Source organism: Pseudomonas sp. LFS074 (genome assembly GCF_047978165.1).
Lineage (GTDB): Bacteria > Pseudomonadota > Gammaproteobacteria > Pseudomonadales > Pseudomonadaceae > Aquipseudomonas > Aquipseudomonas putida_P.
The window spans coordinates 276,043-302,443 of the sequence record NZ_JBFPFV010000001.1; the positions used below are offsets into that span (position 1 = coordinate 276,043).

At 60.0% G+C, this 26,401-nt stretch carries 24 protein-coding genes; 18 read left to right on the forward strand and 6 right to left on the reverse strand.

Features of this window, described 5'->3' with window-relative positions:
• Positions 1-261 precede the first annotated feature (261 nt).
• On the forward strand, positions 262-1,581 hold the full coding sequence (locus ACNQP3_RS01210) for an OprD family porin (protein ID WP_012270074.1): 1,320 nt from the start codon (positions 262-264) through the stop codon (positions 1,579-1,581).
• 30 nt (positions 1,582-1,611) lie between these two features.
• Here the strand turns inward: ACNQP3_RS01210 and ACNQP3_RS01215 are convergent, their stop codons facing one another.
• From ACNQP3_RS01215 to ACNQP3_RS01225, 3 genes are all read right to left on the reverse strand, one after another.
• The gene (locus tag ACNQP3_RS01215; RefSeq protein WP_264316722.1) at positions 1,612-3,279 is read right to left on the reverse strand and encodes an FMN-binding glutamate synthase family protein; all 1,668 of its coding nucleotides are present in this window, start codon (positions 3,277-3,279) and stop codon (positions 1,612-1,614) included.
• A 113-nt stretch (positions 3,280-3,392) separates the two neighbouring features.
• Positions 3,393-4,760 carry an ATP-binding protein gene (locus ACNQP3_RS01220; protein WP_264316723.1) on the reverse strand — a complete coding sequence of 456 codons (1,368 nt, stop codon included), beginning with the start codon at positions 4,758-4,760 and terminating at the stop codon, positions 3,393-3,395.
• A 1-nt stretch (position 4,761) separates the two neighbouring features.
• Entirely contained in the window at positions 4,762-5,484 is a 723-nt protein-coding gene (locus ACNQP3_RS01225; RefSeq protein WP_069943176.1) for a response regulator, read from the reverse strand.
• A 149-nt stretch (positions 5,485-5,633) separates the two neighbouring features.
• Between ACNQP3_RS01225 and ACNQP3_RS01230 the strand changes: the two genes are divergently transcribed.
• Positions 5,634-7,922 carry a TonB-dependent siderophore receptor gene (locus tag ACNQP3_RS01230; protein WP_264317280.1) on the forward strand — a complete coding sequence of 763 codons (2,289 nt, stop codon included), beginning with the start codon at positions 5,634-5,636 and terminating at the stop codon, positions 7,920-7,922.
• A gap of 61 nt (positions 7,923-7,983) precedes the next feature.
• Here the strand turns inward: ACNQP3_RS01230 and ACNQP3_RS01235 are convergent, their stop codons facing one another.
• The gene (locus tag ACNQP3_RS01235) at positions 7,984-8,190 is read right to left on the reverse strand and encodes a DUF3079 domain-containing protein (protein WP_264316724.1); all 207 of its coding nucleotides are present in this window, start codon (positions 8,188-8,190) and stop codon (positions 7,984-7,986) included.
• Positions 8,191-8,638: 448 nt separating this feature from the next.
• Between ACNQP3_RS01235 and ACNQP3_RS01240 the strand changes: the two genes are divergently transcribed.
• The 16 genes from ACNQP3_RS01240 (at position 8,639) to ACNQP3_RS01315 (ending at position 24,565) form a co-directional block, all read left to right on the forward strand.
• Complete coding sequence (locus ACNQP3_RS01240) at positions 8,639-10,069, forward strand: site-specific integrase (protein WP_264316725.1); 1,431 nt, start codon at positions 8,639-8,641, stop codon at positions 10,067-10,069.
• A gap of 1,394 nt (positions 10,070-11,463) precedes the next feature.
• Positions 11,464-11,769 (forward strand): helix-turn-helix domain-containing protein, encoded by a 306-nt coding sequence (locus tag ACNQP3_RS01245; protein ID WP_264310695.1) that lies wholly within the window; start codon positions 11,464-11,466, stop codon positions 11,767-11,769.
• Between the two features lie 320 nt (positions 11,770-12,089).
• On the forward strand, positions 12,090-12,248 hold the full coding sequence (locus ACNQP3_RS01250; RefSeq protein ID WP_198749610.1) for a hypothetical protein: 159 nt from the start codon (positions 12,090-12,092) through the stop codon (positions 12,246-12,248).
• 325 nt (positions 12,249-12,573) lie between these two features.
• Positions 12,574-12,873, forward strand: coding sequence for a hypothetical protein (locus ACNQP3_RS01255; RefSeq protein ID WP_198749611.1), 300 nt, complete (start codon positions 12,574-12,576; stop codon positions 12,871-12,873).
• Positions 12,870-13,085 carry a hypothetical protein gene (locus tag ACNQP3_RS01260; RefSeq protein ID WP_198749612.1) on the forward strand — a complete coding sequence of 72 codons (216 nt, stop codon included), beginning with the start codon at positions 12,870-12,872 and terminating at the stop codon, positions 13,083-13,085. The genes ACNQP3_RS01255 and ACNQP3_RS01260 overlap by 4 nt, the downstream gene beginning before the upstream one ends.
• Positions 13,082-13,798, forward strand: coding sequence for a hypothetical protein (locus ACNQP3_RS01265; protein WP_198749613.1), 717 nt, complete (start codon positions 13,082-13,084; stop codon positions 13,796-13,798). Before ACNQP3_RS01260 ends, ACNQP3_RS01265 begins: the two co-directional genes overlap by 4 nt.
• A gap of 2 nt (positions 13,799-13,800) precedes the next feature.
• Positions 13,801-14,085 (forward strand): hypothetical protein, encoded by a 285-nt coding sequence (locus tag ACNQP3_RS01270; RefSeq protein WP_264310694.1) that lies wholly within the window; start codon positions 13,801-13,803, stop codon positions 14,083-14,085.
• Entirely contained in the window at positions 14,078-14,305 is a 228-nt protein-coding gene (locus ACNQP3_RS01275; protein WP_264316726.1) for a hypothetical protein, read from the forward strand. The genes ACNQP3_RS01270 and ACNQP3_RS01275 overlap by 8 nt, the downstream gene beginning before the upstream one ends.
• Complete coding sequence (locus ACNQP3_RS01280; RefSeq protein WP_264316727.1) at positions 14,302-15,192, forward strand: toprim domain-containing protein; 891 nt, start codon at positions 14,302-14,304, stop codon at positions 15,190-15,192. The genes ACNQP3_RS01275 and ACNQP3_RS01280 overlap by 4 nt, the downstream gene beginning before the upstream one ends.
• Positions 15,179-16,978 carry a DUF927 domain-containing protein gene (locus ACNQP3_RS01285; protein ID WP_027610157.1) on the forward strand — a complete coding sequence of 600 codons (1,800 nt, stop codon included), beginning with the start codon at positions 15,179-15,181 and terminating at the stop codon, positions 16,976-16,978. The genes ACNQP3_RS01280 and ACNQP3_RS01285 overlap by 14 nt, the downstream gene beginning before the upstream one ends.
• Positions 16,979-17,314: 336 nt before the next feature.
• The gene (locus tag ACNQP3_RS01290) at positions 17,315-17,617 is read left to right on the forward strand and encodes a hypothetical protein (RefSeq protein ID WP_264316728.1); all 303 of its coding nucleotides are present in this window, start codon (positions 17,315-17,317) and stop codon (positions 17,615-17,617) included.
• Positions 17,614-18,213: a hypothetical protein gene (locus tag ACNQP3_RS01295; RefSeq protein ID WP_119368517.1), complete on the forward strand. Its 600-nt coding sequence runs from the start codon at positions 17,614-17,616 to the stop codon at positions 18,211-18,213. The genes ACNQP3_RS01290 and ACNQP3_RS01295 overlap by 4 nt, the downstream gene beginning before the upstream one ends.
• A gap of 3 nt (positions 18,214-18,216) precedes the next feature.
• Positions 18,217-19,161, forward strand: coding sequence for a hypothetical protein (locus tag ACNQP3_RS01300; protein WP_264316729.1), 945 nt, complete (start codon positions 18,217-18,219; stop codon positions 19,159-19,161).
• Positions 19,162-19,340: 179 nt separating this feature from the next.
• Complete coding sequence (locus ACNQP3_RS01305; protein WP_209862268.1) at positions 19,341-19,952, forward strand: hypothetical protein; 612 nt, start codon at positions 19,341-19,343, stop codon at positions 19,950-19,952.
• A 465-nt stretch (positions 19,953-20,417) separates the two neighbouring features.
• Positions 20,418-24,245 (forward strand): tape measure protein, encoded by a 3,828-nt coding sequence (locus ACNQP3_RS01310; protein WP_264316730.1) that lies wholly within the window; start codon positions 20,418-20,420, stop codon positions 24,243-24,245.
• Positions 24,242-24,565: a hypothetical protein gene (locus tag ACNQP3_RS01315; RefSeq protein ID WP_264316731.1), complete on the forward strand. Its 324-nt coding sequence runs from the start codon at positions 24,242-24,244 to the stop codon at positions 24,563-24,565. The genes ACNQP3_RS01310 and ACNQP3_RS01315 overlap by 4 nt, the downstream gene beginning before the upstream one ends.
• Before the next feature lie 109 nt (positions 24,566-24,674).
• Here ACNQP3_RS01315 and ACNQP3_RS01320 read toward each other — a convergent pair whose 3' ends face one another.
• Positions 24,675-25,274, reverse strand: coding sequence for a hypothetical protein (locus ACNQP3_RS01320; protein WP_264316732.1), 600 nt, complete (start codon positions 25,272-25,274; stop codon positions 24,675-24,677).
• Positions 25,240-26,223: a hypothetical protein gene (locus ACNQP3_RS01325; RefSeq protein WP_125474416.1), complete on the reverse strand. Its 984-nt coding sequence runs from the start codon at positions 26,221-26,223 to the stop codon at positions 25,240-25,242. The genes ACNQP3_RS01320 and ACNQP3_RS01325 overlap by 35 nt, the downstream gene beginning before the upstream one ends.
• Between the last annotated feature and the right edge of the window lie 178 nt (positions 26,224-26,401).

The window sequence follows — 26,401 nt, forward strand, 5'->3', positions numbered from 1 at the left end:
GTATGGAAATGCACCAGGCTCACCGGTGATTTTGGTTATATCAACCTGCATTTCACGATTTTTTGACATTTGTAATCGCACACGGCTAGGATTCGGCCAACGCCTGCTGGCCATGATCTTGGCCAAGCTGCTGCCAAGGGCCGCCGTGTATTACCGGTTGGCCCGCCCGGCTGGATCCGCATAGCGTCGAACCTACGAAGGGGCGTTGGTTCCTGGCGTCATATTGCAGAGCGTTTTTGATTAAGAAATAAGGAAAACAACATGTTGAAAACCAGGATCAGCCTGGTCGCCTTGGCGATGATCGCCGCGACCCAGGCACAGGCCAATGAACAGGCCGACAGCAAGGGCTTCATCGAGGACAGCCACGCCAACGTCCTCCTGCGCAACGCCTACATCAACCGTGACAAGAAGCACGGCACCGACGACCAGATCGAATGGGGCCAGGCGTTCATCGCCAACTTCTCCTCCGGCTTCACCCAAGGCACCGTCGGCGTCGGTGTCGACGCATTCGGCCTGTACGCGGTGCGCCTCGATGGCGGCAAAGGCCACAACGGTGGCGGCGGCGTCGACTTCTTCAAACCGCACGAAACCACCAACGCCGAAGGCAACGCCAGCTCGCCGCACAACCTGGCCCGTGGTGGTGCTGCAGTGAAATTCCGCATCTCCAACACCGTGCTGAAATACGGTGACCAGATGCCAGCACTGCCTGTGCTGCAGTACGACGATGCACGTCTGCTGCCAGAAAGCTTCACCGGTACCCTGATCACTTCCAAAGAAATCCAGGGCCTGGAACTGAACGCCGGTCGTTTCACCCAGGAAGCGCGCAAGAGCGCAGAGGGGCGTGATAGCGGTGGCCTGAAGTCGATCAACGTCTTCGGTGGTAGCTACAAGTTCACCGACAACTTCACCGCTTCGCTGTACACCGCCGACAACGAAGACGTGATGAAGAAGCACTACCTGGGCTTGAACTACGTCTTCCCGATCGCCAGCGACCAGTCCCTGACCCTGGACTTCAACGGCTACAAGTCGGACATCGACCACAAGTACGTACAAGCCGCTGGCCTGAACGGCGACTCCAACACCATCTGGAGCCTGGCCGCCACCTACGCGTACGGTGCCCACTCGTTCACCCTCGCTCACCAGCGCAGCACCGGCAGCACTGGCTACAACTACGGCTTCTACCAGAACGCCGGTGGCGTGGGTGACGGTGGTTCGACCATCTACCTGGCCAACTCGTACTGGTCCGACTTCAATGCCGAAGACGAGCGCTCCTGGCAGCTGGGCTACGGCCTGGACTTCGGTGCCTACGGCATTCCGGGCCTGACCTACAAGCTGGCCTACGTGGTGGGTGACAACATCAACACCCGCAACGTTGCCAACCCGCAGGGCTTTGGCGAAGGTAAAGAGCGCGAGATCTTCAACCAGATCCGTTACGTGGTGCAGGACGGCCCGGCCAAGGACCTGTCCATCAAGCTGCGTAGCTCGTTCGTGCGTACCAACAACGCCGTGCAGCAGAACGGTTACAACGACGACGGCAACGAAGTCCGCGTATTCGTCGAGTACCCGATCAGCATCTTCTGATGCTGATGTGATGTACCCAACAGCCCTGGCCTATGCCGGGGCTGTTTCTTTTCGGCGCAAGGTTACTGCCGGAGCCGGTGTTGCATCTGTGGTTTCCGGTGCAAAACTGTCGCTACGCGCCATCCGCCACATCCGTGCATAAAACTCGCTTTCGATCGAGCCGCTGAGCAATTCGCCCGGCTTGAGGAAGGTGTGCAAGTCTGAAAACAACCCGATCTCGCTGGGGCTGATACGCCGTGCCAGGTGCTTGGGCTTGAGCTCCGAAGGGTGCTCCAGGCCCGCGGCAGCCAGCATCTCGGCCAGGGTGTGCAGGGTGTTGCGGTGGAAGCTGGCCACCCGCTCGGCCTTGTCCGGCACTACCAGGGCGCGCTGGCGCAGTGGGTCTTGCGTGGCCACGCCGGTCGGGCACTTGTTGGTATGGCAGCTTTGCGACTGAATGCAGCCAATGGCGAACATGAAGCCGCGTGCCGAGTTGACCCAGTCAGCGCCGATGGCCAACACGCTGGCAATGTCGAAGGCGCTGACGATCTTGCCTGCTGCGCCGATGCGAATGCTCGAGCGCAGGTTCAGGCCAACCAGGGTGTTGTGCACGAACATCAGGCCTTCGCGCATCGGCACGCCCATGTTGTCGCTGAATTCGCGTGGTGCCGCGCCGGTACCGCCTTCCTTACCATCGACGACGATGAAGTCCGGGGTGATGCCGGTGGCGAGCATGGCCTTGGCAATGCCCATGAACTCCCACGGGTGGCCCAGGCAGAACTTGAAGCCTACAGGTTTGCCGCCCGACAGCTTGCGCAGGCTGGCCACGAACTGCAGCAACTCGACTGGTGTGCGGAAGGCGCTGTGCGCTGCCGGCGAGATGCAGTCCTCACCTGCGCGCACGCCGCGGGTCTGGGCAATTTCAGGGCTGACCTTGTGCCCCGGCAAAATGCCGCCGTGGCCTGGTTTGGCGCCCTGGCTGAGCTTGATTTCAATCATCCTCACCTGTGGCGATTTGGCCTGTTCGGCGAAGCGCTGTGGGTCGAAGCGACCGTCCTCGGTGCGGCAGCCGAAGTAGCCGCTGCCGATTTCCCAGATCAGGTCGCCACCGTGTTCACGGTGGTACGGGCTGATGCTGCCTTCGCCAGTGTCATGGGCAAACCGGCCCATGCGTGCGCCGCGGTTGAGCGCGGCGATGGCATTGGCACTGAGGGCACCGAAGCTCATGGCCGAAATGTTGAAGATCGAGGCCGAATAGGGCAGACGGCATTGCGGCCCGCCAATGGCAATGCGAAACGATGCCGGGTCTGGGGTAGCCACCGGCAGCATCGAATGGCTGATGAACTCGAAACCGGGCTTGTAGGCATCGTTCAGAGTGCCGAAGGCTTTCTCGGCACTTTCGTTCTTGGCCCGTGCGTAGACCAGCGAGCGTTGCGACCGGGAAAACGGCAGCTTGTCGTCGTCACCCTCGATCAGGTACTGGCGGATTTCCGGACGGATAGTTTCGATCAGGTAGCGGATATTGCCGAGGATCGGGTAGTTGCGGCGTACCGCGTGGTGACTTTGTCGCAGGTCGTTCAGGCCGACCAGGCTAAGCAATGCGGTGATCAGCGTTACTGGCCACAGCCAGGCATGTTGGGCGAGCAGCGGTAGGCTGGCGAAGCTGAAGACAAGGCAGAGCGCGAGGCAGGCGTAGCGGCTGGGCAGAGAGTGTTTCATGGGTCCATCGCAGGCAGGATGACCGGGCATAGGATAGGCAAAGGCGGGGCAGGGAAAACCTGGGGAATTGGTAAAAGACTATTACCTGATTGCGTATGCCAGAGCGCTCGCCGTCAGATGGGGAGCAGTATGCTGACCCGCAACCCACCGCCCTCACGGTTCGACAGCATCAGCTCACCGCCATGGCTGGTTGCAATCCGCTGGGCAATGCTCAACCCCAGCCCATACCCTCCCGAGGCCTGGTTACGCGAGCCTTCGCCGCGCACGAACGGGTCGGTAATGGTCGTCAGCAGCGCGGGCGCGATCCCCGGCCCACGGTCGTCGATATGGATGAATACCCCTGTGCTCGCTCGCTCCAGCGTGACCGAAATGTCTTGGGCATAGCGCAACGCATTCACCAACAAATTTTGCAGGCAACGCTGCAACAGCAAGGCATCCACCCGCACGCTGCCTGCCTGGCCGTGTACTGGCAGTGGTTCCTCGGCGCAGGCCAGGTCCGCACACTGGCGCGCCACCAGCCGGTCCAGGTCCACCTGCTGCAAATTCTGCTGCTCCCCCGCACGCAGGTAATCGAGGACCTGGCCGATCATGTCGTCCATCTGTGTGATGTTCTGCCGCAGGCGTTGGCGGTGTTCGTCGTCGGGCAGGCGCTCCAGGCGCAGGCGCATTCGGGTCAGTGGTGTGCGCAGGTCGTGTGATACGGCAGCCAGGAAGTAGGCTTTGTCGTTGACCATGGCTATCAGCCGCTGCTGCATGGCGTTGAACGCTTGCGCCGCCTGACGCACTTCCTCCGGGCCATCCAGCGCCAAGGGCGGTTGCTCGAGGTTAGCGCCCAGGCCGCGTGCGGCATCGGCCAGGCGACGCAGCGGGCGCAGGCACAGGCGCACGGCAATCAGGCACACCAGCAATACCGCGACAATCCGCAGGGCGTACACCCGCAACAGGTAGTCGCTGATCAGCACCCAAGCCGACTCGCCGCTCCAACCCTGCAGTTCCTGGCCATCGACGGTCAGCCAGTGACCATCGGCCAACGGCACCGCGAACTGGATATGCGCCTGGGCCGTGCGCAGGCCGAACAAGCTGCGCCAGACGATCGGCTGGCCCAGTTCATCGGTCAGTTGCACCTTCATCAGGCGCACGTCCTGGGCATGCCCCAGCTCGTACTTGAGGGCCTGCTGCAGCAACAGCTCGATGCGCCTGCGCCCGCGGCGCTCGTCATGCTCCGGCGTGGGCAGGCTTTCGGCGCAGCGTAGCTGGTAATGGGCTGGTGGCTGCAGCATGCCGCCGTGGCAGTCGGCCTGGGCAATCAGTGGAGCGCTGCGCGCAGCGACCAGCCGCACAGGCGCCTCGAGCACCTGGGCGAAACGCACATCGAACCAGATGCTGCTCGACATCAACTGAATCACCAGCGTGCCGCTGACCATGATCAGCAGCAACTGACCAAACAAGGTGCGTGGCCACAGCCGGCGAAGCCAGCGCATGTCAGGTATCGGCCTCGTGGCTGGCGATGCTCAGCAGGTAGCCTTCGTTGCGGATGGTAAGGATTTGCGCGGCCCCCGCCGGTGCACGGCGCAGTTGCTGACGCAGGCGGCTGACGCACATGTCCACTGAGCGGTCGTCGGGCAGGTGGTCGCGGCCGAACGCACTGCGCGTCAGCTGGTCGCGGGAGACCACGCGGTTGTTGGCTTCCAGCAGTTCACGCAGTACGCGGTAGTCGGAGCGCGGCAGGGTCAGGGTCTCGCCATCGGGCCGAGTCAGCAGGCGCTTTACGTGTTCCAGGCGAAACCCGGCGAACAGCTGCGCATCCACCACGGCGGGCTCTTCGGCCTGTGCGTCCAGGCGTTGCGGGCGACGCAGCACGGCCTTGATCCGGGCGATCAGCTCGCGTGGCTCGAAGGGCTTGGCCAGGTAGTCGTCGGCACCCACCTCCAGGCCGATGATGCGGTCCAGCGTGCTGCCTTTGGCCGACAGCATGATCACCGCCAGCCCAGGTGTGGCCTGCAGCTGACGGCACAGGCTCAGACCGTCCTCGCCAGGCAGCATCAAGTCGAGCACCACCAGCTCCACTTTTTGCCGGGCCAGCTGCTCGCGCATCTGTTCACCGTCGGCCGCAGCTAACACGGTGTAGCCGGCATCTTTCAGGTAATCGCAAAGAAGTTCGCGGATCTCGTCGTCATCATCGACAACCAGCAGGGTCGTGCTCATGCGGAAAAACACCTGTTCGGTGAGGGCCGGTGGCGCTCATTACGTTCAATTACATCCCCGTACATGTCGGGTCTGGAGCCCGGAGGGCCGGTCCCTAGAATCCTAACAAAAAATCATCTGCAAATACGAAGTCTTCCCAAATGAATGCTATGAGCACCCCGAAAGTCTTCACCCCCAGCAGCCCAAGTGGCAGTCGTCTCAAGCCGCTGGCCTTCTTCGTTGCCGTTGCCATCAGCGGTGGCGCCATGGCTGCCGACGGTAAACCCCTGGAGCTGGATGCCACGCAGATCGAAGACAGCGCGTTACTGCCAGCCGACGATGCCGGCCAGTTGGGCTACACGGTCGAGCGCACTCGCAGCTCCACCGGCCTCGATCTGACGCCGCGACAGACGCCACAATCGGTCACCACCATCACCCGTCAGCAGATGGATGACCGCGACATTCACACCATCGAGCAGGCGCTGCAAACCACGCCGGGCGTAACGGCCAACAAGTCCGAAGTGGGTGGGCGCACCGACTACCGTGCCCGTGGTTACTCGATCAGCAACTGGAAGGTCGATGGCCTGCAGACCCAGGGCGGCTCCGACTTCAGCGGCAGCGGCAATGCGCTGAACATGGACCTGTACGAACGCATCGACATCGTGCGCGGCGCCAACGGCCTGCTGGGCGGCACCGGCGACCCGTCGGCCACCGTCAATCTGATCCGCAAGGCACCGACCAAAACCTTCGGCGGCAGCGCCTACGCCACCTACGGCAGCTGGGACAAACGCCGTCTGGGTGCCGACCTAAACCTGCCATTGTCCGAAGACGGCCGGCTGCGCTCGCGCTTCGTCATGACCCAGCAGGACGCCAACTCGTTCCGCGACAACCAGTCCGAGCGCTCCCGCGCCGCGCTGGCCAATTTCGAATTCGATCTGGACGAGGCGACCACCCTCGGCGCTGGCTACCAGTACGAGTACAACAAGGTGGTTGGTGGCGGCTGGGGGGCGAACATCCCGCTGTGGTACCGCGACGGCAGCAAGACCGACCTGCCACGTAGCACCAACGTGGTGCCCAGCTGGAGCTTTGGCGAGTACACCACCCGCACTGCGTTCGGCTCGCTGGAGCACCGCTTCGACAACGACTGGACCCTGGACCTGAAAGGCGCCCAGGCCACTACCGAAGCCCTGAACCACCGTGGCCTGGCGAAGGTCAACTCGGCGGGCCGTGGCAGCTACGGCGGCTACTGGGACCAGGATGGCAGCGGCGCCGTGCTCAATGGCCTGCACAGCTCCAGCGACACCACCCAGCAATCGGCGCAAATCGACCTGTCCGGTCCGTTCCAGTTGTTCGGCCGTACCCACCAGGCCATGGTTGGCTACAACGACAGCCGCACGGTGGGCTGGTCGCCGGAATACTCCTGCACCATGGTCGGTGACGGCATGGCCAGCGCGCCTGCTTTGGGCTGCCAGTTCCGCGCCAACAACGGCTTCCCGCTGACCGACTGGCGCAATGGAGTGGATGACGACTACGACATCCTCGCCTCGCGCACCGGCCGCCACAGCAAGACCACCACCCGCCTGCAGGGCATGTACGCCGCCACCCGCCTGAGCATCACCGACCCGCTGTCGGTGATCGTCGGCGTGCGCACCAGCAACTACTCGTCCGTTACCCGTAGCGTGGCCGGCGTGCGCAGCAGCCAGGAAGAGAACGGCATCGTCACCCCTTACCTGGGTGCGGTGTACGATCTCAACGAGAATTACTCGGTGTATGCCAGCTACACCGACATCTTCACACCGCAAACTTCTGAAACCAGCAGCGGCAGCAAGGTCGAGCCGATTCGCGGGCAAAGCTACGAGACCGGCATCAAAGGTGAGTGGTTCGATGGCCGGTTGAACGCCTCGGCGGCGTACTTCCGCACCAAGCAGGAAAACAAGGCCGTGCTGGATGGCGACCTGACCACCCCGACTGGTGGCAATGCCTACAAGGCCGGTTCCGGGCAGGAAACTGACGGTATCGACCTGGAAGTCGCGGGTGCCCTGAGCCCCAACTGGAACGTGTATGCCGGCTACACCTACCTGCATTTCCGCCGCGTCGACAGCGACGGTCGCAGCGACCCGTCGCACCTGTTCAAGGCCTCGACCACCTACCGCCTGAGCGGCCCGCTCGACCGCCTCACCCTGGGCGCAGGCGTGACCGCGCAAACCAACATTCGCGCCATTTCCAGCCCGGCAGGTCAGCCCACCAATGGCGTGAGCAATGGTGCCACTGACGTGAACTGGTCCGGTTATGCCATCTGGAATGCCATGGCCAAGTACCAGCTGACCGACGACACCAGCGTCAGCCTCAACGCCAACAACCTGTTCGACAAGCACTACTACACCCAGTACGGGTTCTACGCCGGGGCAATCTATGGCGACCCGCGTAACCTTTCGCTGACGGTCAGCACTGCCTTCTGATCAGGCACGGTCAAGTGTAGGAGCGGCCTTGTGTCGCGATGGGCCGCGCAGCGGCCCTTCTTCACCCGGGCTCTGCCTCTTGCCCCCGAACAACCGACTTCTCCAGCCGGCCCTCCAAGCTCTCCCAATCCTCGCCAAACAGCTCTATCGGATGCATTGTTCGATCTGCACCGTTGCCACAGGCTAGGGCTTTGGCTGGGCAGTAGAGGTCGCAGCCCCAGCAGATACGCTCGGGATGGCTGGGGTTTGTGGGGAATTTCTTGGCCATGGGGTGCTTCCCTCAAGGGCTGCCTGAAAACAGGCTATGCCTCATGGCTGCAGGGAGCTTGATCGAAATCAAACGCTGCAGTAATTGCACGAGCACGCTGAGGGGGAAGGCTGCAGTCTTTTGGCGACTGCAGGGTGTTTGATGTGGGTATTCAAAGAAAAACGGTACAAACAAAAAAGGCCCACCTTTCGGTGAGCCTTTTTGATACTGCGTATGGTGCCGGCACCAGGAATCGAACCCTGGAACTACTGATTACAAGCCGTTTGCTCTGATGGTTTTCGAGAGGTCACCGATTCTCATGGGATGCCGTGATAACCAGAGAAAGCCCCACATAACGCCGTCTTGATGTCTTTCTATGTTTCACCCGATAGCGTACCTTTGCATCGAAAACGGGGATCGAACGGGGAAAACGTGGAGGCAACGGGGAAAAATGGCTAAGCGCACGCGCATGACTGAGATGGAGGCATACTCCGTAAAAACCCGACAGTCTGAGCCGGTGGGTTCTCGTGGAAAGGGCACTCTGCTTCTCGAGCGCAAAGCATCAGGTGCAATCCAGGCCTATTACCGAGAGCGCACACCTGACAGCGATAAGAGGCTGGTGCTGGGGACGCTCTCCAAGAAGCCCCGTGTAGGGACAGGTGAGCATACCCTTGATGGAATCCGCGCCGAGGCGATGCGTATCTCTGTTGAGGCCGCGGCTGCGGGAGGCCTGGCCAAGTACCTGACGTATGTTGCTGAACAGAAGGCAGCAGTCGAGATCGAGCAAGAGAACGCGGCTGCGCGGATGGAACAAGAGAGGCTTGAGCGCTTGCGCTTGGCTGAGATAGACGCAGCCCGCGGCAGCTTCCATGACCTTTTCTTAGATTACATCGAGTCACGCCGGGCCAAGGCGACCATAGGCGTTGTGAAAGAGCTGGAGCGCTTGTTCAAGAGCAACCTGGCAACCCCCCATCCCGACATCATGCTGATGAAGGCCCGGGACATTCGATCAGAGCATATCCTCACGATCCTCAACCCGATCTGGAATCGCGGCTCCAAGGTCCAGGCCGATCGGATGCGTTCTTTCCTTGTCGCGGCTTTCAATCATGGCCTTACGGTCGAGAGCGTCGTAGGGCGCTCAAACGACAAGGTCTATAGCCTTGAGATCAACCCGGCCGCAATGGTGAAGGTGGAGAAGGTCTCCGCTCCTGTCGAGCGGGCCCTCTCGGATGCTGAGCTGAAGCACTTTTGGCAGACGATCGAGAGCACAGATGGCATTGGTCCGGTGATGGCGCTGCTGTTCAAGTTTGTAATCGCGACTGGTGGCCAGCGCATCAAGAACATCGTCGAAACCACATGGGCTGACTACGACCTGGACGAGGGCACTGTTCTACTCGTTCACCGTAAGGGAAGGGGCGGGCAGACCTTGAGCCGGCCGCACCTGGTCCCGCTTTCGGATCGTGCGATCTCGATCATGCGGCGCGTGCTTGAAATCAGCGGTGACCATCAATGGCCTTGGACTACGCATGGCAAGCAGCCCTTCGTTATCAGTAGTCCGACCCATGCGATAGCGGATTGGATGGATTCCAAGCATGCTGTGGTCGACGGAGTGCGGATGTCGCCCTTTTCGCCCCGCGACCTGCGCCGCACTTGCACCCAGCTTATGCAGCGGTGCGGTGTTGATGATCGCCTGTCCGACCTTCTGCAGGCGCATGGCCAAACGGGGGTTGTATCGAAGCACTATCGGAACAACGCTGAGGCTGCGTTACCGGAGAAGCGTCGAGCACTTGAACAATTTGAGCACTGCTTGGCAGTTGCTCTGGGCGAGCTGAAAAATAAAGATGGCAATGCGCTATCAATGGGGCGGCGGGTCAAGAAAAGCTCCAGGTCAAAGCCGTAACGCATGTCAGCGGCCCCATTCTTGCAGGCGAAGAAGCCGGGCTGATTTAGCAGCTAAATTTTGAGCTCCCGCTTCAATCCCGCCTCCCACCATAGATGCCTGGGCGCCGATGGCTTCAGCAGCGCTGATGATCATTCCGCCCCCCAGGCTGCTGCACGTCGACATTCTCCGCTTGGGGCGACCTCAGGCCCTTATTCAATTCAAAAGAACCCATGGGGAACAGGTCGGAACGGTGAATAGGGTAGCGAATAAGCCCAAATAAACAACGTATCGTATTACGCAGCGTTGTTAGTTACCGGTCAGGATCTTCTGCATCTTACAAAAGAGCGTGCGCGCCACAAAATCGTACTTCATGGTTTTGTGGCGCGAGGTGACGGCTACTTGTTACAGATGAAAAAGAAGATCGGTGCGTGATTGCGAGATGTGGACGGGCGAGGATCGAATGAGGCCCTCATGAGGCCCTCAATAGGGGCCAGTAAAACCGGGGGTTTCAGACGCATCACCTACCGTTCGTCGGCATTTTTTCCTGAATCCATAATCTGCTTTTGCACGTATTGAGACCTTGTTGGTACGTATGGGGACGTATGGGGCAATGTATACAGGCGCGGGTAGAATGGCTGAGAGGTTTAGTTATCTAAAGGTAACTGCTGACGAGCAGAGAAAGTTGTTGCGACATCACGGGCATCGCCGCTAACATCTGGGCATTCCTAAAGCAGCCGCCAGTTATTTAAACACTATGGCGAACTGTTGGGATGATGGGTCGCGAATCTGCAGACAAAGAAAAGCCCCGACGCTACCAACGTCGAGGCCTTGATCGGGAAGGACGCTACCAACGTCCGCTGCATGATGGTCGACCCAGCAAGCACCCCGAGGTGAAGCATTTCTACGGGCTTCGCGGCGGACTGTAGTACCGGAAGGAACAATACGCAACTGGGTATTTATGCAGTGGCTATGGGCCCTTCAAGCAGTTCGCTCCCTCGGTACGTCTATATCTTAGAGGTACCTACCATGGCTCAAGCCGCCACTTGCATTGCCGATGTACCCAACCTGCCGATCCCCGGCGCCCGCGCTACCGCAGCTCAGCTTTGCGCCAAGTATCAAGTCAGCCGCTCCACTTGGTGGCGCTGGTCCAAAACTCCCGGCTTTCCGGCTCCTATTCGCTTCGGTCGTTCTGTCCGTTGGGAACCTGACTCTGTGGAATCCTTCCTGCGCAGCCAGGAGGCCTAACCCATGATGTCCAATCAACTCTGCGTGAGCGCAGAGAAGGGATCGGCTGGCTTGGAAAAAGCGGTTCTATCCCTTCCCGTACCCTTAAAAAATTTGGTGCATCCCCGCGAGGTCCAGCAGGGGCATAAGAGCGAGCGCGATCAAGCAGGCTGTGAAGGCGAGGGGGCATGAACATGGCAGACACTCCGCCTCTCAATAGTGGTTGCCCAGCGTGCGATAACAATGACACCAGCGGCAGCGCGCAGCGTATTCGCTTGCTTGCCCACTTGCGCCAGCACGGCTCGATCAACACCTTCCAGGCCATCGCGCAGCTGAACATCGTGCGCCCGGGCGCGCGTATTGCCGAGCTTCGCGCCCTGGGTCACAAGATTGCTACTCATCTGAGCACGCTGAAAGATGACCATGGTCGCGATCATCGCAAAGTGGCCACGTACTTCCTGAGCGCTGGGTCGGCGCAGAAGGTGGTCGAATGATGCCGTCACTAAAGATCCGCGATGAACGGTCGATAATTCTGGTTGCAGGCAATTGTGATGCTCGGTATGGTTCGCCGGTCGCTGCAAATTCAGCGGCCGGGTTTGGCGACCCGTCACACGTTAGGCGCAACAGCGCCCCCATCACGATTGCAGGCGCTTTTTTTGTGCCCGCAGTCCCGTGTTATGGCGGCTGTGCGCGGGAGACCTTCGGGTCTGCCGGGTTCCTAACGTCCCGGTTCGCCAACCTGCGTACAGCTGCCACCCATAATCGTTTGGCGACGGTTCGTGGCAGCTCCCACTCAACGTTAGGAGCTCGACCCATGCACGCCCTCAATCCATCCAAAATCCGCGCACACGCCCACCGGCGTCTGGCCCTGGCCGCACTTCGCGCAAATTCTTCCCTGTCTGTCCGTCTCGCCCGCTATAACCATCACGCCGAGATCGCCCGCGCCCTGGAAGGGCAAGGCGGTGCTCAGTGACTCACATTCAGCAAGTCGTCGAGGCCATACAGGGCTTCATCCAGTCTCAGGTCGTGGTCACGAATCCAGGGCAACAAGTGTTCCGTCTACCCCCAGTGGTTGGGGTAGGCCTCGCAGGTGATATCGCCACTTTGGTAAGTGCGGACTTTCCGCAAGCAGCTGTGAGCATCCTGGGTCGTTGCCGTGGCTCTTTGGCCGGGCTGGACGAGGCCATGCGTGTGTCGGATGAAGTCCGTGCCGCGTTGGAGGAATGCCGGCGACAGGCGCACCCAGGCGCAGCTCTGGTGGAACACTTTCAGGCGGCTGTCAATGTCGGAGGTGCCCAATGAATCACTTCCCAATCGATGCAACCATTGAAGGCGAGGTGCTTTCAGAGGCGGTTCTTGATGCCCGCGAGATGTGCTGCATGAACTTTGCCCGCGACGAGCACAAGAAGCTGGAGACGATCCTGTTGACGCTCGTGATCCCAGCGCTGGGCGGGTATGACAACGAGCTGGCCTGCGACATTGCCCGTCACCTCGAGCAGATCCAGTCCTTCAGCGGCAATTATTGTTGGCGCCATCGCCACCTTGGTGCCTCGCATGGTGTTGTTGGCCAGCCTGCTGCTAACGGAGGTCTTGTATGACTTCCGTTATCCAGATGCCGGACGATATCCGGGACGATCTTCGCGACGTGCAAGGCATCCTTGTGCTGTTGAGCATGGCCCTGGCAGTGATCGCCTCGCCTGCCACCCCAGTCATCGTTGCCCGTGTCACTGCCGTGATGGCGCAGCACACCGCCATGGCCTGGGCCGAAATGCTGGACGGCATGATTGCTGAGCAAGGGGGTGATCTGTGAAGACCGACACCACCCAGCGCATCACCCGCACGCAATACCGTGACTTCGCCGAGCTGGCCAAGGAGAGCGGCCTGGCTTTGACGATTGCCACCTTCACTGAGCTTGGTGGCATCTGGGGCGAATACAGCTGCTGGGCGCAGCCGATCGTTCGTGACGCATTGAGCGATCAAACCCAACGTGACGAGCGGGTTGCTATCAAGCTGGCAACCAGTATCAATGCGGGCCGTTTCCGCAGCGCTACTCGTCCGGAAATTGACTGGTCGGCGCTGGATGACAGCGAGATTTATTCATTCATCTTGCATCACGAGATTGGCCACCACCTCGACAACTTCTCGCTCTGGGACTTGATCCTCGCTCCCGATCAGGTGGTAGGCGACCAATGCCACAAGGTGATGTACCGCGTGAACGAGATGCTGGCAGACCGTTATGCGTGGGAGCAGGTGCGGCCTGGCGAGCCACTGCCGCTGAGCGAGACGGGTAAGCGCATGCAGGAGGTAATGGCCGATGACCTGGATCTGTTGCAAAGGCACCTCCCCCGTAAGCGCAGAAAGCCCAGGGCACTGCCGGGCGGCCAGTACGCCTATGTGCCTGCCTCGATGCTGAAAACCGAGGAACTGGCCGCATTCGTCGGGCCGCACGTCTCCCCGGCGCTGATTGAGCACACCCGGAACCACCGCCGCGTTCATCGTCGCGACTCCAGACTGAGGGGTTAAACATGACCAATTTTCAACAGCGCCGCGCTGCGCTGAGGGATTCGTTCATCCCGAAGAAAGCCACCGAGCTGTATTACGTGAGACATCCGAAGGTCGACCGGGCGCTACTGGGGCCGTTCTTGAGCCTGGCCGACGCCGAGTGTGGGCGCGTAGTTTTGCGTAGTCCTGATGCGGTGGTGACGGCCTGCCGCGTCGAGTCGCTCGGCGCGCTGACCTACTGGCACGCGGTGAACAATGGCCAAGTTTGCCGGACCTTCGCAGGCGCTGAAGGGGTGAACCATGAGTAAGGTCACTTCCATTCGACGCAAGGGTGCCGGTGGTCCGCCGACTGCTGGCGCCTACATCGACAGCGCCAGCTACACGCTGCTGGTGGAGAGCCTGGCGGGGTTTCTGGAACTGCGCATTGCCGAGGGTGACGCTGGCCGTCACTGCCCTGAGCTGGAGCGCCTGACCAATCAACTGGAACGGCTGGCCAAGCGCTTCACGCCGCCGCAGGGGGCCGCATGACTGATCCTGTGATCTTGTTCAGCGACGTGCTCCAGTCGGCCTATGGTCTGCTCGACTGGTTACCACTGGACGATGGCGACATTCACCGCTTCCACGTCCCCGGCGACAAGCCCGGCACGCTCAATGGCTGGTACTGCCTGTTTGCTGATGGCATTGCCTCGGGCGCGTTCGGGAGCTGGAAGACGGGCGGCACCAACACTTGGTGTAGCCGTGAGCCGGTGGACGCCCGCGAAGCCGAGCAGGTGCGCCAGCGCATCGAGCAAGCCCGGCGCCAGCGGGAGGCCGAACGGCAGCGGCGCCAGCTTAGGGCGGCCGGCCTGGCGCAGCGCTGGTGGCGTGACGCCCGTCGTGCTGATCCGGCCCACCCCTACCTGGTCGCTAAGTCCATTCGAGCTCACGGTTTGCGCCAGCGTGGTGACGACCTGCTGATCCCTCTGTACGCGGCTGGTGTGCTTGTGAACCTGCAGCGGATCGCCCCAGATGGCGACAAGCGCTTCCTGTATGGCGGGCGAATCAAGGGCGCCTATTCGCCGCTGGGGCGCATCACCCCGGGCATGCCGCTGTGCATCTGCGAAGGCTGGGCTACGGGCGCCACGCTCCACGCAAGCGGCTACACGGTCGCCTGTGCGATGAACGCCGGGAACCTGAAACCGGTGGCACTGGCGCTGCGGGCCGACCACCCCGGCACCGAAATCATCATCGCCGGCGACGACGACCGCGAAACCGAGGCCGAAGGCAAGGGCAATCCGGGGCGCACAGCCGCCCATGAGGCCGCTGTCGCGTGTGGCGGTCTAGTGACCTTCCCCGAGTGGCCGGCCGACGCGCCGCTGTCCCTTTCCGACTTCAACGACCTCGCCGCCTGGAGGTGCCGTCATGCGCCCGCCTGATACCAACGTCATCAACCTGCGCCCCGAAGCACCCAAAGTCGAGCCTGACCGCCCGTGCTGGGGTGTGTATGAGCACTGGGTGACAAATGAGAAAGGCCGCAGGCTCAAACCCGGTGTGTACTGGCACGGCTTCAAGCGCAGCGCCGGCGACGACGACAGCGACGACGATAAGGCAGATCGCCCGATCACTGACGAGTGGATCGCCACGCCCGTGACCGTCGCCGCTCGCACCACCAACAGCGACGATGGCAGCGAAGGCCGGTTTCTGCGCCTGCTCACCGACAGCGGCACCAAGGAGTGGATCATTCCCATGGAGGTGTTCGGTGGAAGCGGCGAGGACGCAAGGCGGACGCTGTTCGGCATGGGCGTCATCATCGCCCTGAAGAAGCGCGGCCAGTTCATGGAGTACCTGCTGGACCAGCACCCTGCAGAGGTGTTCGCCACCACCTGCCGCCCCGGCTGGCATGAGTCAGGCGCCTTTGTGCTACCTGGGCGCACCATCGGCAGCGACAAAGTGCGCTATCAGGCCAGCGCCAAGGGGCAGAACCTGTTCAGCGTGCGCGGGAGCCTGGAGGGTTGGAAGATCGAGGTAGCAGCCAAGTGTGAGGGCAACCCGGTGCTGACCCTAGCCATCGGCTGCGCCCTCGCTGGCCCGCTGCTGAGCTTGGTTGGCGTGTTGGGTGGCGGTGTTCACCTGGTGGGCGACAGCTCCAGCGGCAAGTCGCTGGCGCAACTGATCGGCTCGTCCGTATGGGGCGACCCAGGCATCTTCGCTGCGTCCTGGGATATGACCAAGGGCGGACTGGAGATCGAGGCGTCCAGCCGCAACGACACCATGTTGCCCCTGGACGAGATCAAGCGGGCCGACCCGAAGCGCGTACAGGAGATGGCCTATTCGCTCGCCAACGGCCAGGGCAAGGGCACCATGACCCGTGACCGGGAGGCCCGCGGCAAACTGAGCTGGCGCCTGCTGGCGCTGTCCAGCGGTGAGCGCTCCCTATCCGAGCACGCGGCCATCAGCGGCAATGCTGCCCATGCTGGCGCCGAGCTGCGCATGGTCGACGTGAACGCCGGTACCCGCACGCACCGCGCCTTCGATGAATTGCACGGCCTGGAGGGCGCTGACTTCCACCGCCAGCTCACGGTGGCTGTAGGAGCGAACCATGGGCACATCGGGCCGGCTTTCGTGGAGAAGCTGCTGGCCAGCGATGACCGCCCCGGGCTGCTGGAGGACTTCGCCGGTATCCGCGCTCAATTCGTCGAGGACAACGCCCAGGCCGGGCGGGTGGCAGATCGCTTCGCGGTGATCGCGCTGGCGGGCGAAATGGCCATTGCCTACGACCTGCTGCCCTGGGCGCCAGGCACCGCTCTGGCCGACTGCCAGCTGCTGTACGGCGAGTGGCTGAGCCGGGTGGGCGGCGGCAATGCCGAAGACCGCCAGATCCTCGCCGGCATCCTCGACTTCATCGACAAGCACGGCAGCAGCCGTTTTTCGGACGTAGAAGACCAGACGCTGGACACCAAGGTGTTCAACCGCGCCGGGTACTGGGAGGTGGTCGGCGCCAAGCGGCTTTATCTGTTCAACAAGTCCGCACTGACCGAGGCCGCCCATGGTCACGGGCTGGCGCGGGTTGTGAAGGCGCTGGAGGGCGCTGGCGCTCTCGCCAAGCACGATACCGACCGGGACAGCCGCAGGACCAAGAAGTACCGCCTGCCTGCTGGTGGGTCTGCTCGCCTCTATGTGATCGATCCCGACGCCATGGATAGCGAAGGCGGTGGCCTATGACCGTCATCACCACCCAACGCCAATGCCCGAATCCACAGGAACCTAAAAACGTGGGGAACAGGGGGAACGGGGGAACAGCCAGTAAATACGTGGTCTGTAGTCGTTCCCCCTTATTGAAGTGTTGGGGAACAGGGGGAACACAAACATGTTTTTGAATATAAGCGCCTGCGATTCCCCTTCTGCTTGGTTATCACTGTTCCCCAGTTTTTCGGGTGGGGAACACGTACCCCAGCTGGAGGCCCCGGAAACACTGGGTGTTCCCCGCGTTCCCCCGTTCCCCCGATCTTTTTTCACAGACACATTTGGGCGTTATGGGAATCCGGGGGAGGTGACGCCATGAGCCTCCTTTCCGACCTGCTCAATCACATGCCGCCGAACGGTGCTGGCGCTAGCAAGCCACCGATGGCGAAACGCGCTCCGGATCGCCCGCGGTTGGTGTTAGTCGATGCTGTGCAATTGCCATCCGGCCCTTACGCCAACGCCGCCAATGCCACGCCTCAGTGGCGGGGGGCCCGCGACCAGTACATCAGCCATGTCATGACCTGCCGGGGTTGCTATGCGCCCGCTGGTCGCCATTGCCTGATCGGTACCGAGTTGCGCACCACCTACGACAACATGCCCATGGAGGCCCACTCATGACGCCCACACCGACCATGCGTCTGTGCAATATCGCCTTGAAGCCAGGAATCAGCGCCAGCACGCAACTCATCACCACCCGGCGTATCTGCCGCAACATCAGCCGCAACCTCGATTCAATACACGCCGAGCGACGAGCCATACGCCGCCAGGCGGGCAAGCTGAAAGCATTCCTACCATTCACCCGCCAGGCTATTGCCGATCTGGAGCAGCAAGCGTGGGAGCACCGCGACGATGAGCAGAGCAAGGCTCTGGTGGCCTTGTCCGGGTTCGGGCGGCAGTTGCTGTTCGATGAGGACGGATTAGCCGATGCCCTGGGGGTCGACCGCCTGTGCGACCTGCTGAGCGTGAACGTGGTGGAGCGTGAGCATGTCAGGCGGGAGGGCGTCACCAGCCTGGAAGGTTTGGTGTTCACCCACGTCGTGGAGGACAGTGCAGAGCGCCGGGGGCAAGAATGGAATGACGCGCCGCTGTTCAACGCCTGTCACGCGGCCATGGCGGACTTCATCAGGGATTGTCCCGATGGGGTGCTGCCTGACCCTTTCGCACCTGGGGCGCCATTCGGGCCCAAGCTGCCACCTAAGCTGCGGGTGGTGTGAGCCATGACTAAGCCAGAGTCGAAACAGCCTGATTCACCCGTGAAGACGAAGCAGCGGGTTTCAGATAAGCAGCGGCGCCTAGTGTTGGACCTGCGCCGGCGTCACTCCCTCCGTGAGGTGGCCCAGATCACCGGCATACCACTAGGAACGGTGAAGACCCTAGTTTCACGATCCGGGGCGTTCCGCGACAACGAGCAGCACCGCGCCATGTTTACCCTGCCGCCGATCAGCGCCAGCACCGAGGCACTGCCAAGCGTGCCCGAGCTGCCTCCGCAGGAGGTGGGCACCGGCGACAAGGAGGTGGATGCGGTGCTGTGGCTGCGCTCCGTCATCAGTACCGGCCAGGCCGCCCTGATTGACCGGGCCATGGAGGGCGCCAAGAAGATCAAGACGCCGCTCGATGTGCTAGAGAAGCGGTACCGAGATTACTTGGTGGCCACCAATCCAGGGCATCTGTTCGCTGCTATGTCGTCGTTTGGCTTCGCTGACTTGGATGCGCTGGCCACTCGGGCCATTGAGCAGAACCGGCTGAGGCTGGAGGGCGTCGCTCGCTTCGGTGATACCCTGCTGGCCGACACCGAGGCTGAAAGGTTCTGCATCGAGGCGCTGCGCGGACTGCGTGCTGCCGGCCAGTTCGGTGATTTCGATAAGCGCCAGGTAGCCGCCCGGTTCAACGCCCACCCTGAATTGCTGCCTCACACCTTGGCGGATTGCCTGTACGAGCTTAGTTACTGGGACCAGCTCTACCGGCTGCGTAACGCCGTCGACCGTGACGCCAGCGACGGACCACCCGATGCGACCGCACGTGACTGGTTCGTGTTCGGCCTGCTGGCGCAGATCCGGCCCCGTGATAAGTCCGAGGGACTGGCGGTGTTTCGGTACCTGATTGCCAGCCAGCGCGAAGACATGGCGGAGTCGGAGGCCATTCTTATAAATCTCATTGGGTAGTCGATTCACATTGATCGTCACCTCTTGGATCTCCCACTCCAAAGGCGTTCACCAGGCGAAGCGCCATCTGAATGATTGGAATTGAAGGGGTAGGCGGGTATAAAACTCTGGCCAAGAGCACTTGGCCATCACCTAAGGACGCATATCTGGGCGGTTCCTGCCCGCTAAGAAGGATGAATATGAAACGACTCTGCACGCTTGCCCTAGCGCTGGCCTTGGCCGGTTGCGCAGGTGTAACTCCCGAAGTCGAATGGGTCACCGTCAGAAGTACTGACCAGTTCACGGACAAGTCTACCTGTGGCGTGACTGTGGGCAGCTTCTACACAGGCGGCGGTGTATTCACTGCTTCCAACCACTACTACCCGTACATCGAATCGGTGAATGGGGAACTGAGGGTAGGGATTCGGAGCGGGGGCCGTTTCAAAATTCCTGTCGGAGATGTCCAGCTTAGGATCGACCAAAACACTGCGTGGACCATTGCGACAGGGGAGACCCCAGTGGACTACGTGCCGGAAGGGCAGCTCAAAGCCATGCAAGCATACGGGGGGGATGCCAAGCAGCAACAGATGCTGGAGAGCACCTACAAGGCCGCCCTGCAGGCCTCTGCCCAGGCCATGTCTCCATTCACCGCGGCGACCGGTGAAAAGGCCGAGAAGATTTTGGCGCAAATGAAGACCGGCAAGGTGCTGATCTATCGCACGCTAGGCATGAACCAGGCTGCCAGCACCACGGGCGAATATGCCCTTGATCAATCGCTGAGCAAGGCCTTGGCCGAATGCGGAATTAAGTGATCCCTGCTCGCGCCACAAAACGCTGTACCCCAGTTTTGTGGTGCGCGCACAGCTGGTCAGTCTGGCGCGTAGCATCGTTGACGGCCTATCGTCATTTCGTATCAATTTGAGTTGCCCCTAGATACTGCTACGAAATTCCCTTCTAGACCCCTCCGCTTGTTGTGTCAGGACGTGCCAGGATGTGTCTTTATTGAGGTGCACCCAAAAAACACTGTTTATCCGATCAGATCGGGCCTAATTTCATCTTATTGACCATCATCGAGAGGGTGTAGAGATGAATGCAGGTGGGAAGATCAGGGGGCAGCAAGCGAAGCCGACTAAAGCAGATTTGTCCGCAGCGTGGGTGAGGTTGCGAGAGGCGGCAGAGAGAGGCAGCGTTGAGGCCAATGCGTTGTTGATTGTGCTTGCTGAAAACAGGTCGATCACTCTTGGTGATCAAGGGCTTGTCGGCCAGGGGGCTTCTGTATGACTACGGAATCGCGCCTCGCCATAACGATTGACTCAAGGGCTGCACGCCAACAAGCCGATGTTCTACGTGGCAAGCTCGCAGCTCTAACGGGAGCCGGTGACGATGCAGCGGATAGCATCTACGGGCTTGGGCCGGCAGCGAAAGCAGCTGCAGCAGCGATGGCAAGCATCGGGGTCAGCCAACTGACCAACAATCTGCTTCGGGCTACCGACCGATTCAAGACGATGGCCGGGCAGATCGGCCTGGTGAGCGCTTCAACTGCCGAAGCGGCGCGCACGTTCGAAACCCTCAAGGCGATGGCAAACGAAACTGGCTCCAGCCTGGAGAGCACTGTTTCGCTGTTCACTCGTATGTCCAACGCCACCAAGGGTGCGGGCTTTTCTCAAGAGCAACTGCTGAAGGCCACCGATGCGGTGAACAAGGCGTTTCTCGTATCGAGCGCGACTCAGCAGGAGGCGACGGCCGCAAGCATCCAGCTGTCGCAGGCGATGGCTTCTGGCACGCTGCGGGGCGAAGAATTGAACAGCGTGATGGAGCAGGCCCCGCGAATCACCCGCGCTCTTTCCGAGTACCTGGGCGTCACCAACGGGCAGATCCGCGCAATGGCTGCCGAGGGCAAGATCACCTCGGAAGTGGTGATGAATGCCCTGCTCCGCTCGCTGTCCTCGCTGAACAAGGAAGTGGCCTCGATGCCTCCCCTCTTTGAGCGCGCATCGCAGGTCATGAAAAACAACTTCCTGGCCGCCGTTGGACAGATCAATGTCGACCCGGCCATCAGCGCCATGACGTCGCTCGGCGACGCCTTCGCCAATCCCCAGATCATCAATGGGATGCAGACCTTTTCCAGCTCCCTGGCAAGCATCGCCGGCGTGGGAGTGAAGGGCTTCGAGGGCGTCATCTCGAATATGGATGCAATCCTGGCTCTGACCGGTGCTTATGCAACCAGTGTGGGGGTAAGGCTCACCTCATCCCTCACGCTTTCTGCACAGGCTCGGCTGGCCGACTTCTCCGCCACGATGCAACAGGTAACGGCCTCTCGTGCCGTCGCAGCTGCTGACCTCCAGGCCTCCCAGATCAGCGTTCGACGTGCCGTTGCAGAGAAGCAGTTGACCGGCGCCAAGCTGGCCCGGGCAAACGTTGAGCTGCAGGCCGCCCGAGGCACCAATGCTGAAACCTTCGCTTTGCAGGCGCAGGTGGCCGCAGCTAGCGAAAACCGTACCGCGACCATCGCTCTCACCCAAGCCAAAATTGCGCAGACCGCTGCCGAGGCAAGCCTTACCGCCACTGCTACCCGAGGCGCTGCGGCACGTACTGCTGTGATGGCGGCGTTTGGCGGGCCTGTAGGTCTTGCAACAGCAGCCGTGAGCACCCTGGCAGGCGCCATGATCTACTTTGGCTCAGGTACTGACACTGCAACACAGGCGCTGATCGACCAGAACCTGACCCTGGACGAGTCTATCTCCAAGTTCAAAACCCTGACCGCAGAGCAGAAGCGCTTCCAATCTGCGACCTGGATGCAGGCTCAGCGAGACGCGACCGCTGAGGCAGACAAGGCCCTCAAAGACTACTTCAACCGGGCATTCCAAGGCCTGTCCTCGCTCGGCGCCCCCGGGGTCGAGGCGGTGGCGACGTTCCGCGACCTGTTCGACGAAGTGAAGAATGGCCAGCGCTCGCTTGACTCCCTGACGAGCTGGATCACGTCCAATACCTCGATCGCAAGCGTGTACCAAGATGAGCTGGTGAAAATCGCTGCCGGTTACGCAGATAGCAGCAGCAAGGCGGCTGACTACGAGCAATTGCTGGGCCGGAGCAAGACCGCCACTACGGCTGCTGCGTCGGCCGCTGATTCGCTTGCCAAGTCCCAGGCCGGGGTCGGCGCTTCGATCAGCAGCACCGCCGGCGACTGGAACAAGTACATTCAACAGCTTACCCAGACGAGGGACCTCATCGGTGCAAACGCAGCTCAAGAGGCTGCATACACGGCCTCCAAGGCTGGATTCAACTCGCAGCAGGTCGAATACGCCAGGCTGATCGGAGAGCAGACCGACATCCTCAAGAAGTACGAGAAAGCGATTCAGGATGGGAAGAAAGCTGAGCAGGATCGGCTTAGAGCTCAGCTCATCGCCTCGATCACGGCATCTGAGGCGATCAGAACTCAGATGGAAAACCATTCCAAGGCCATGAGCAAGATGGCCGAAAACACAGAAGGCAGCACCAGGCGCCAGATCACGGCCATTGAGCAGGCCGCCAACTTCGCAGTGGCGTCTTCTGCGCGAATGGTGTCGGCACTATCGGCCCCCCAGCTCAATCTCCAAGGGTCTGCACTTCTGACATTTGGCCAGCCTCAAGTGCAAATGCCTACTGGGCCGGGCGGGAAGACGATTGCCCAGATGGCGCAGGACGCCATCGCCCAGCTTGATGGAAGCACGTCCGCGAACTCTGGGTCTGGCGGCGGCAAGAACAGCCTGGCAGGAAAGCTCAGCGCCGCACGATCAGCCTTTGACGACCTCTACAAGGCCGCCCAGCCAGCCAAGTTCGCCCTGCAAGAGTATGTCGAGCGCCAGTCTCAGCTGGAGCTTCTGCTGTCGAAAGGCAAGATCACCCAGACGCAGTACAACGAGGCGCTGGCGCAGTCCTCAATCAACTACGCCGCCGCGATCAAAGGCGTCCAAGGCCTTACACAGGCCGAGCAGTACCGGGCGCAGTTGGAGCGTCAACTGCAAACTGATCGTGATGAAAACCGGATCAATGCCGCCGCTGTCGGAATGGGCGACCTGCAAACAGAGCGAGCAAGAAGTCAGATTCAGCTAGTCCGCGACACGAACACCACGATTCAGAATCTGATGACCGAGAGGGATCGGACTGAATCAGAAAGAGAAAAGCAGGCTCTGCAAAGGCAGATCGACCTGCAGCGTGAGTATCTGCCTAAGCGCATAGCTGAAATGCAAAACGGCTGGGCGCAGGTCGACCAGGACATGCTCAACCCGATCAACGGGTGGACGGCTGCGGTGCAGAACTTCGGCAACCAGGCGCGGGACATCGCCGGGCAGACGGAGGCGATCTTCTCCAGCGCGTTCAACAACATCTCCACCGACATCACAAGCAGCATCATGAGCGGCAGTTTGTCATTCAATACCCTGGGTGACATCGCAAACAACGTTGTGCGCGACATCATTGGCGGCTTCGTGAAGATGGGCGTGCAAATGGGCGTGAACGCGGCACTGAACGCCACCCTGGGTACGGCAGCTGCAGGCCAGAGCATGATCCTAGCTGGCACCACGGCCACGGCCTGGGCGCCGGCTGCGGCGATGGCATCCTTGGCAACCCTGGGCGCCAACTCCGTGCCTGCGGCGGCAGCGCTGACTTCGACCACGGCCTTGGCCACCAGCCTCGCTGTGATTCCCGGCTTCGCCACCGGCGGCTACGTGTCCGGCGCAGGTACCGGCACCTCCGACAGCATCATGGCCCGCCTGAGTGACGGCGAATTCGTGGTGAATGCCGCGGCGACCAAGCGTAACCGGGCGCTGCTGGAGGCGATCAACTCGAATGAGCGGGTATCGGTGGCTGGCCGGTCAGTCGCACCGACAGATAATCAGCGTTCGGGGCAGTCCGGGCAGTCCGGGACCGCTCCCCAGGTTAAGCATGAGGTCTACATCTATAACAACAGCAATGCCGTGGTGCAGACACGCACCGGCGAGAACGGCCAGCTTGAGGTGCTTATCCAGGCTGTGGAAGACAGGTTTAGAGATCAAGTAGCCACTGGCTCGGGTGGCTTCCCGGAGACCATGGAACAGTTCTACAGAATGCAGAGGAACGCAAATTGACAGATATTCATTGGGACAAAGAAAAGCTGGGGCCGGAGCTGGATCAGCAGGTAATTGAGCTTTTCGTGCGCGTGTTCGGTGCCTGGGTCGATGATGCGAATGCGCCCATGCACGAGATCAGGGCCCGCTTTGAGCTGGTCGGAACGATGATCGGGCGAACACTGGCCGTAATTAATCACGAAGGTCCGATCGGCGCAGATATAGCGCTCAAAATCAGGCGATACGAGGAACACTACAGGGCTCGCTGCGCGCGCTCCGTTGGCAACCTGTGGGGGCCGAACGGAAAATTGAGAAAACATTTCAGTGATTTGCCGGGGTAGGGCGGTACACCGATTATCTGTATCTCTAGTAACGATGCAGCTTGATCTTCTCCGTAATTGTAGAATTACTGGGTCGCCCCGTGAAATGTTTAGGGGCGGTCCCAAGCATTCAATCAACTTTATGGATTTTATCTCCTAGATAGTATAGACCCCAGAAGGTTGTAAGTATCATCTGGAAGAAGAATAGCATGATTAGGAGAAATGCTGCTGCTCCAATAGTTGAGGCGTAGGGTATTGATGATTTGTCTAGATCTCCAGCTAGTGTTAGTAGCCCGATTGATCCAAGTATTATTATCACGCATTCGGCAGTTAAAAATGCGAACATCATGCTTAGGAATCGCCTCCTAGTTAAAGCGACTTCCTGTTCCTCCCCGCCGCGAAATTCTGTTATCAGTGGTGTGGGAGCCGGGATTATGCTGTCGATATCAGAACGGCCGAATGTAGCGATCGCAGCCAGCGCTGCAATATAAAAGCCAGGAAGGTTCTGTATAAAACTTAGTATCTTTGATAAAACTCCTGAGCTTCCATAAAGATTGATTTTTTCTCCCCAGGTCAGTAGTACTATTGCGCTTAGTCCAACCAAAATCCCCGGGAAAAACCAGTCCATAATTTTTTTGTGTTCGTGACGTATCGCTAAATAGGCAAATGGCCTGCATAGTTGCCCGAGAAAAACTTTATAAGGCGTTGTAAAGCGATCTTTTGATGTCATCGTCGATCTCTCCGTAGCCATTCGAGTTTGTATCAGGGGTATCGATTGACGCCTTTTTTACATACCGCTCGTTATCAGTGAGCGTGAAGTCGTCTGTGTTCACCTTGACTGTGTGCGCCTCATCCGAAGGGTCTCTGAACCGTATGACTGCTTCGTTGTAGTCAAATTGGTTGCCCCGGTTAAAGGCCTGTTTGAGAGCATCAATCACACCTTGGGGTGGAAGATTTTCGATTTGCGGGCGCAACACGATTATTTTTTTCTCCTCGCTCAATCCTGCACCATTGTCCCAGACCTGTCCATGGTTTTCATAATTAGCCAGTTCGATACGTCCGAGTGTTCCGTTTGCAAGATCATTCAAGAACTCATCAGAAATTTTTCCGTTTAACTCTATGCTATGCAGCGCGTTGACCATTAGAGGAGCGCCGCCTTCCATTACACCGGCAGGATGGGGCACCTTATATTCTGCCTTATTTCCACTTCGACACTCTCGTAGCAGGTGATTTAGAAAACTGTGAATTTGGGTTCCTGGTATCCCTCCACGAGGCGATTCATATACCATGGAATAAAGGTTTGGTTGATGCGCGACTAGGCTCACGCAGAGATGAGCAGAGTAATCATTGCCAAATCCATCCGGCTTTAAGAGCTCTTGGCGTTCACCTGAAACCGGATTAGATATGGTTTGATCGGGCTCGGTTGGGTCGCTCTTATTTATCAGTAATGTAGCCTTTTGTGCATTTTCGTCTATTTCAATGTCAGCCAAGTAATACTTGACGCTGTCGGGGATTTCTCGATGTGTCAGCTTGCTCGCGTCAAATAAAGCTTTCGCTTGGCGCAAAATTGTCAGCAACGTAAAGGCTGTAACGGTATTTGAAATAGGCTTGCCGTTTACGTGATATCGGGCAGCAGCTTTGACTCGCAGGTCATAAAATCGGAGATATCTCTTTGTCACTTACTAATCCTCGCAGATCGTTCGAACTCAGGGCGAGGTAGATCGCAGTGCGGAACCCCTCCCTGGGAATGCTCCACGGCTAAATTTATGTCTGGCGAGGAGTGATGGCAATTTAGCTTCTAGCTCGTATGCTACGCAAGGTATGCTTGGGCTGATACGGTCTAATTTAACCAAATCA

Bases quoted from the DNA above. Each gene is read 5' to 3' on its own strand.
- ACNQP3_RS01210 (WP_012270074.1), top strand. From the start codon at position 262: ATGTTGAAAACCAGGATCAGCCTGGTCGCCTTGGCGATGATCGCCGCG.
- ACNQP3_RS01215 (WP_264316722.1), bottom strand. From the start codon at position 3,279: ATGAAACACTCTCTGCCCAGCCGCTACGCCTGCCTCGCGCTCTGCCTT.
- ACNQP3_RS01220 (WP_264316723.1), bottom strand. From the start codon at position 4,760: ATGCGCTGGCTTCGCCGGCTGTGGCCACGCACCTTGTTTGGTCAGTTG.
- ACNQP3_RS01225 (WP_069943176.1), bottom strand. From the start codon at position 5,484: ATGAGCACGACCCTGCTGGTTGTCGATGATGACGACGAGATCCGCGAA.
- ACNQP3_RS01230 (WP_264317280.1), top strand. From the start codon at position 5,634: ATGAGCACCCCGAAAGTCTTCACCCCCAGCAGCCCAAGTGGCAGTCGT.
- ACNQP3_RS01235 (WP_264316724.1), bottom strand. From the start codon at position 8,190: ATGGCCAAGAAATTCCCCACAAACCCCAGCCATCCCGAGCGTATCTGC.
- ACNQP3_RS01240 (WP_264316725.1), top strand. From the start codon at position 8,639: ATGACTGAGATGGAGGCATACTCCGTAAAAACCCGACAGTCTGAGCCG.
- ACNQP3_RS01245 (WP_264310695.1), top strand. From the start codon at position 11,464: ATGAACATGGCAGACACTCCGCCTCTCAATAGTGGTTGCCCAGCGTGC.
- ACNQP3_RS01250 (WP_198749610.1), top strand. From the start codon at position 12,090: ATGCACGCCCTCAATCCATCCAAAATCCGCGCACACGCCCACCGGCGT.
- ACNQP3_RS01255 (WP_198749611.1), top strand. From the start codon at position 12,574: ATGAATCACTTCCCAATCGATGCAACCATTGAAGGCGAGGTGCTTTCA.
- ACNQP3_RS01260 (WP_198749612.1), top strand. From the start codon at position 12,870: ATGACTTCCGTTATCCAGATGCCGGACGATATCCGGGACGATCTTCGC.
- ACNQP3_RS01270 (WP_264310694.1), top strand. From the start codon at position 13,801: ATGACCAATTTTCAACAGCGCCGCGCTGCGCTGAGGGATTCGTTCATC.
- ACNQP3_RS01275 (WP_264316726.1), top strand. From the start codon at position 14,078: ATGAGTAAGGTCACTTCCATTCGACGCAAGGGTGCCGGTGGTCCGCCG.
- ACNQP3_RS01280 (WP_264316727.1), top strand. From the start codon at position 14,302: ATGACTGATCCTGTGATCTTGTTCAGCGACGTGCTCCAGTCGGCCTAT.
- ACNQP3_RS01285 (WP_027610157.1), top strand. From the start codon at position 15,179: ATGCGCCCGCCTGATACCAACGTCATCAACCTGCGCCCCGAAGCACCC.
- ACNQP3_RS01290 (WP_264316728.1), top strand. From the start codon at position 17,315: ATGAGCCTCCTTTCCGACCTGCTCAATCACATGCCGCCGAACGGTGCT.
- ACNQP3_RS01295 (WP_119368517.1), top strand. From the start codon at position 17,614: ATGACGCCCACACCGACCATGCGTCTGTGCAATATCGCCTTGAAGCCA.
- ACNQP3_RS01300 (WP_264316729.1), top strand. From the start codon at position 18,217: ATGACTAAGCCAGAGTCGAAACAGCCTGATTCACCCGTGAAGACGAAG.
- ACNQP3_RS01305 (WP_209862268.1), top strand. From the start codon at position 19,341: ATGAAACGACTCTGCACGCTTGCCCTAGCGCTGGCCTTGGCCGGTTGC.
- ACNQP3_RS01310 (WP_264316730.1), top strand. From the start codon at position 20,418: ATGACTACGGAATCGCGCCTCGCCATAACGATTGACTCAAGGGCTGCA.
- ACNQP3_RS01320 (WP_264316732.1), bottom strand. From the start codon at position 25,274: ATGACATCAAAAGATCGCTTTACAACGCCTTATAAAGTTTTTCTCGGG.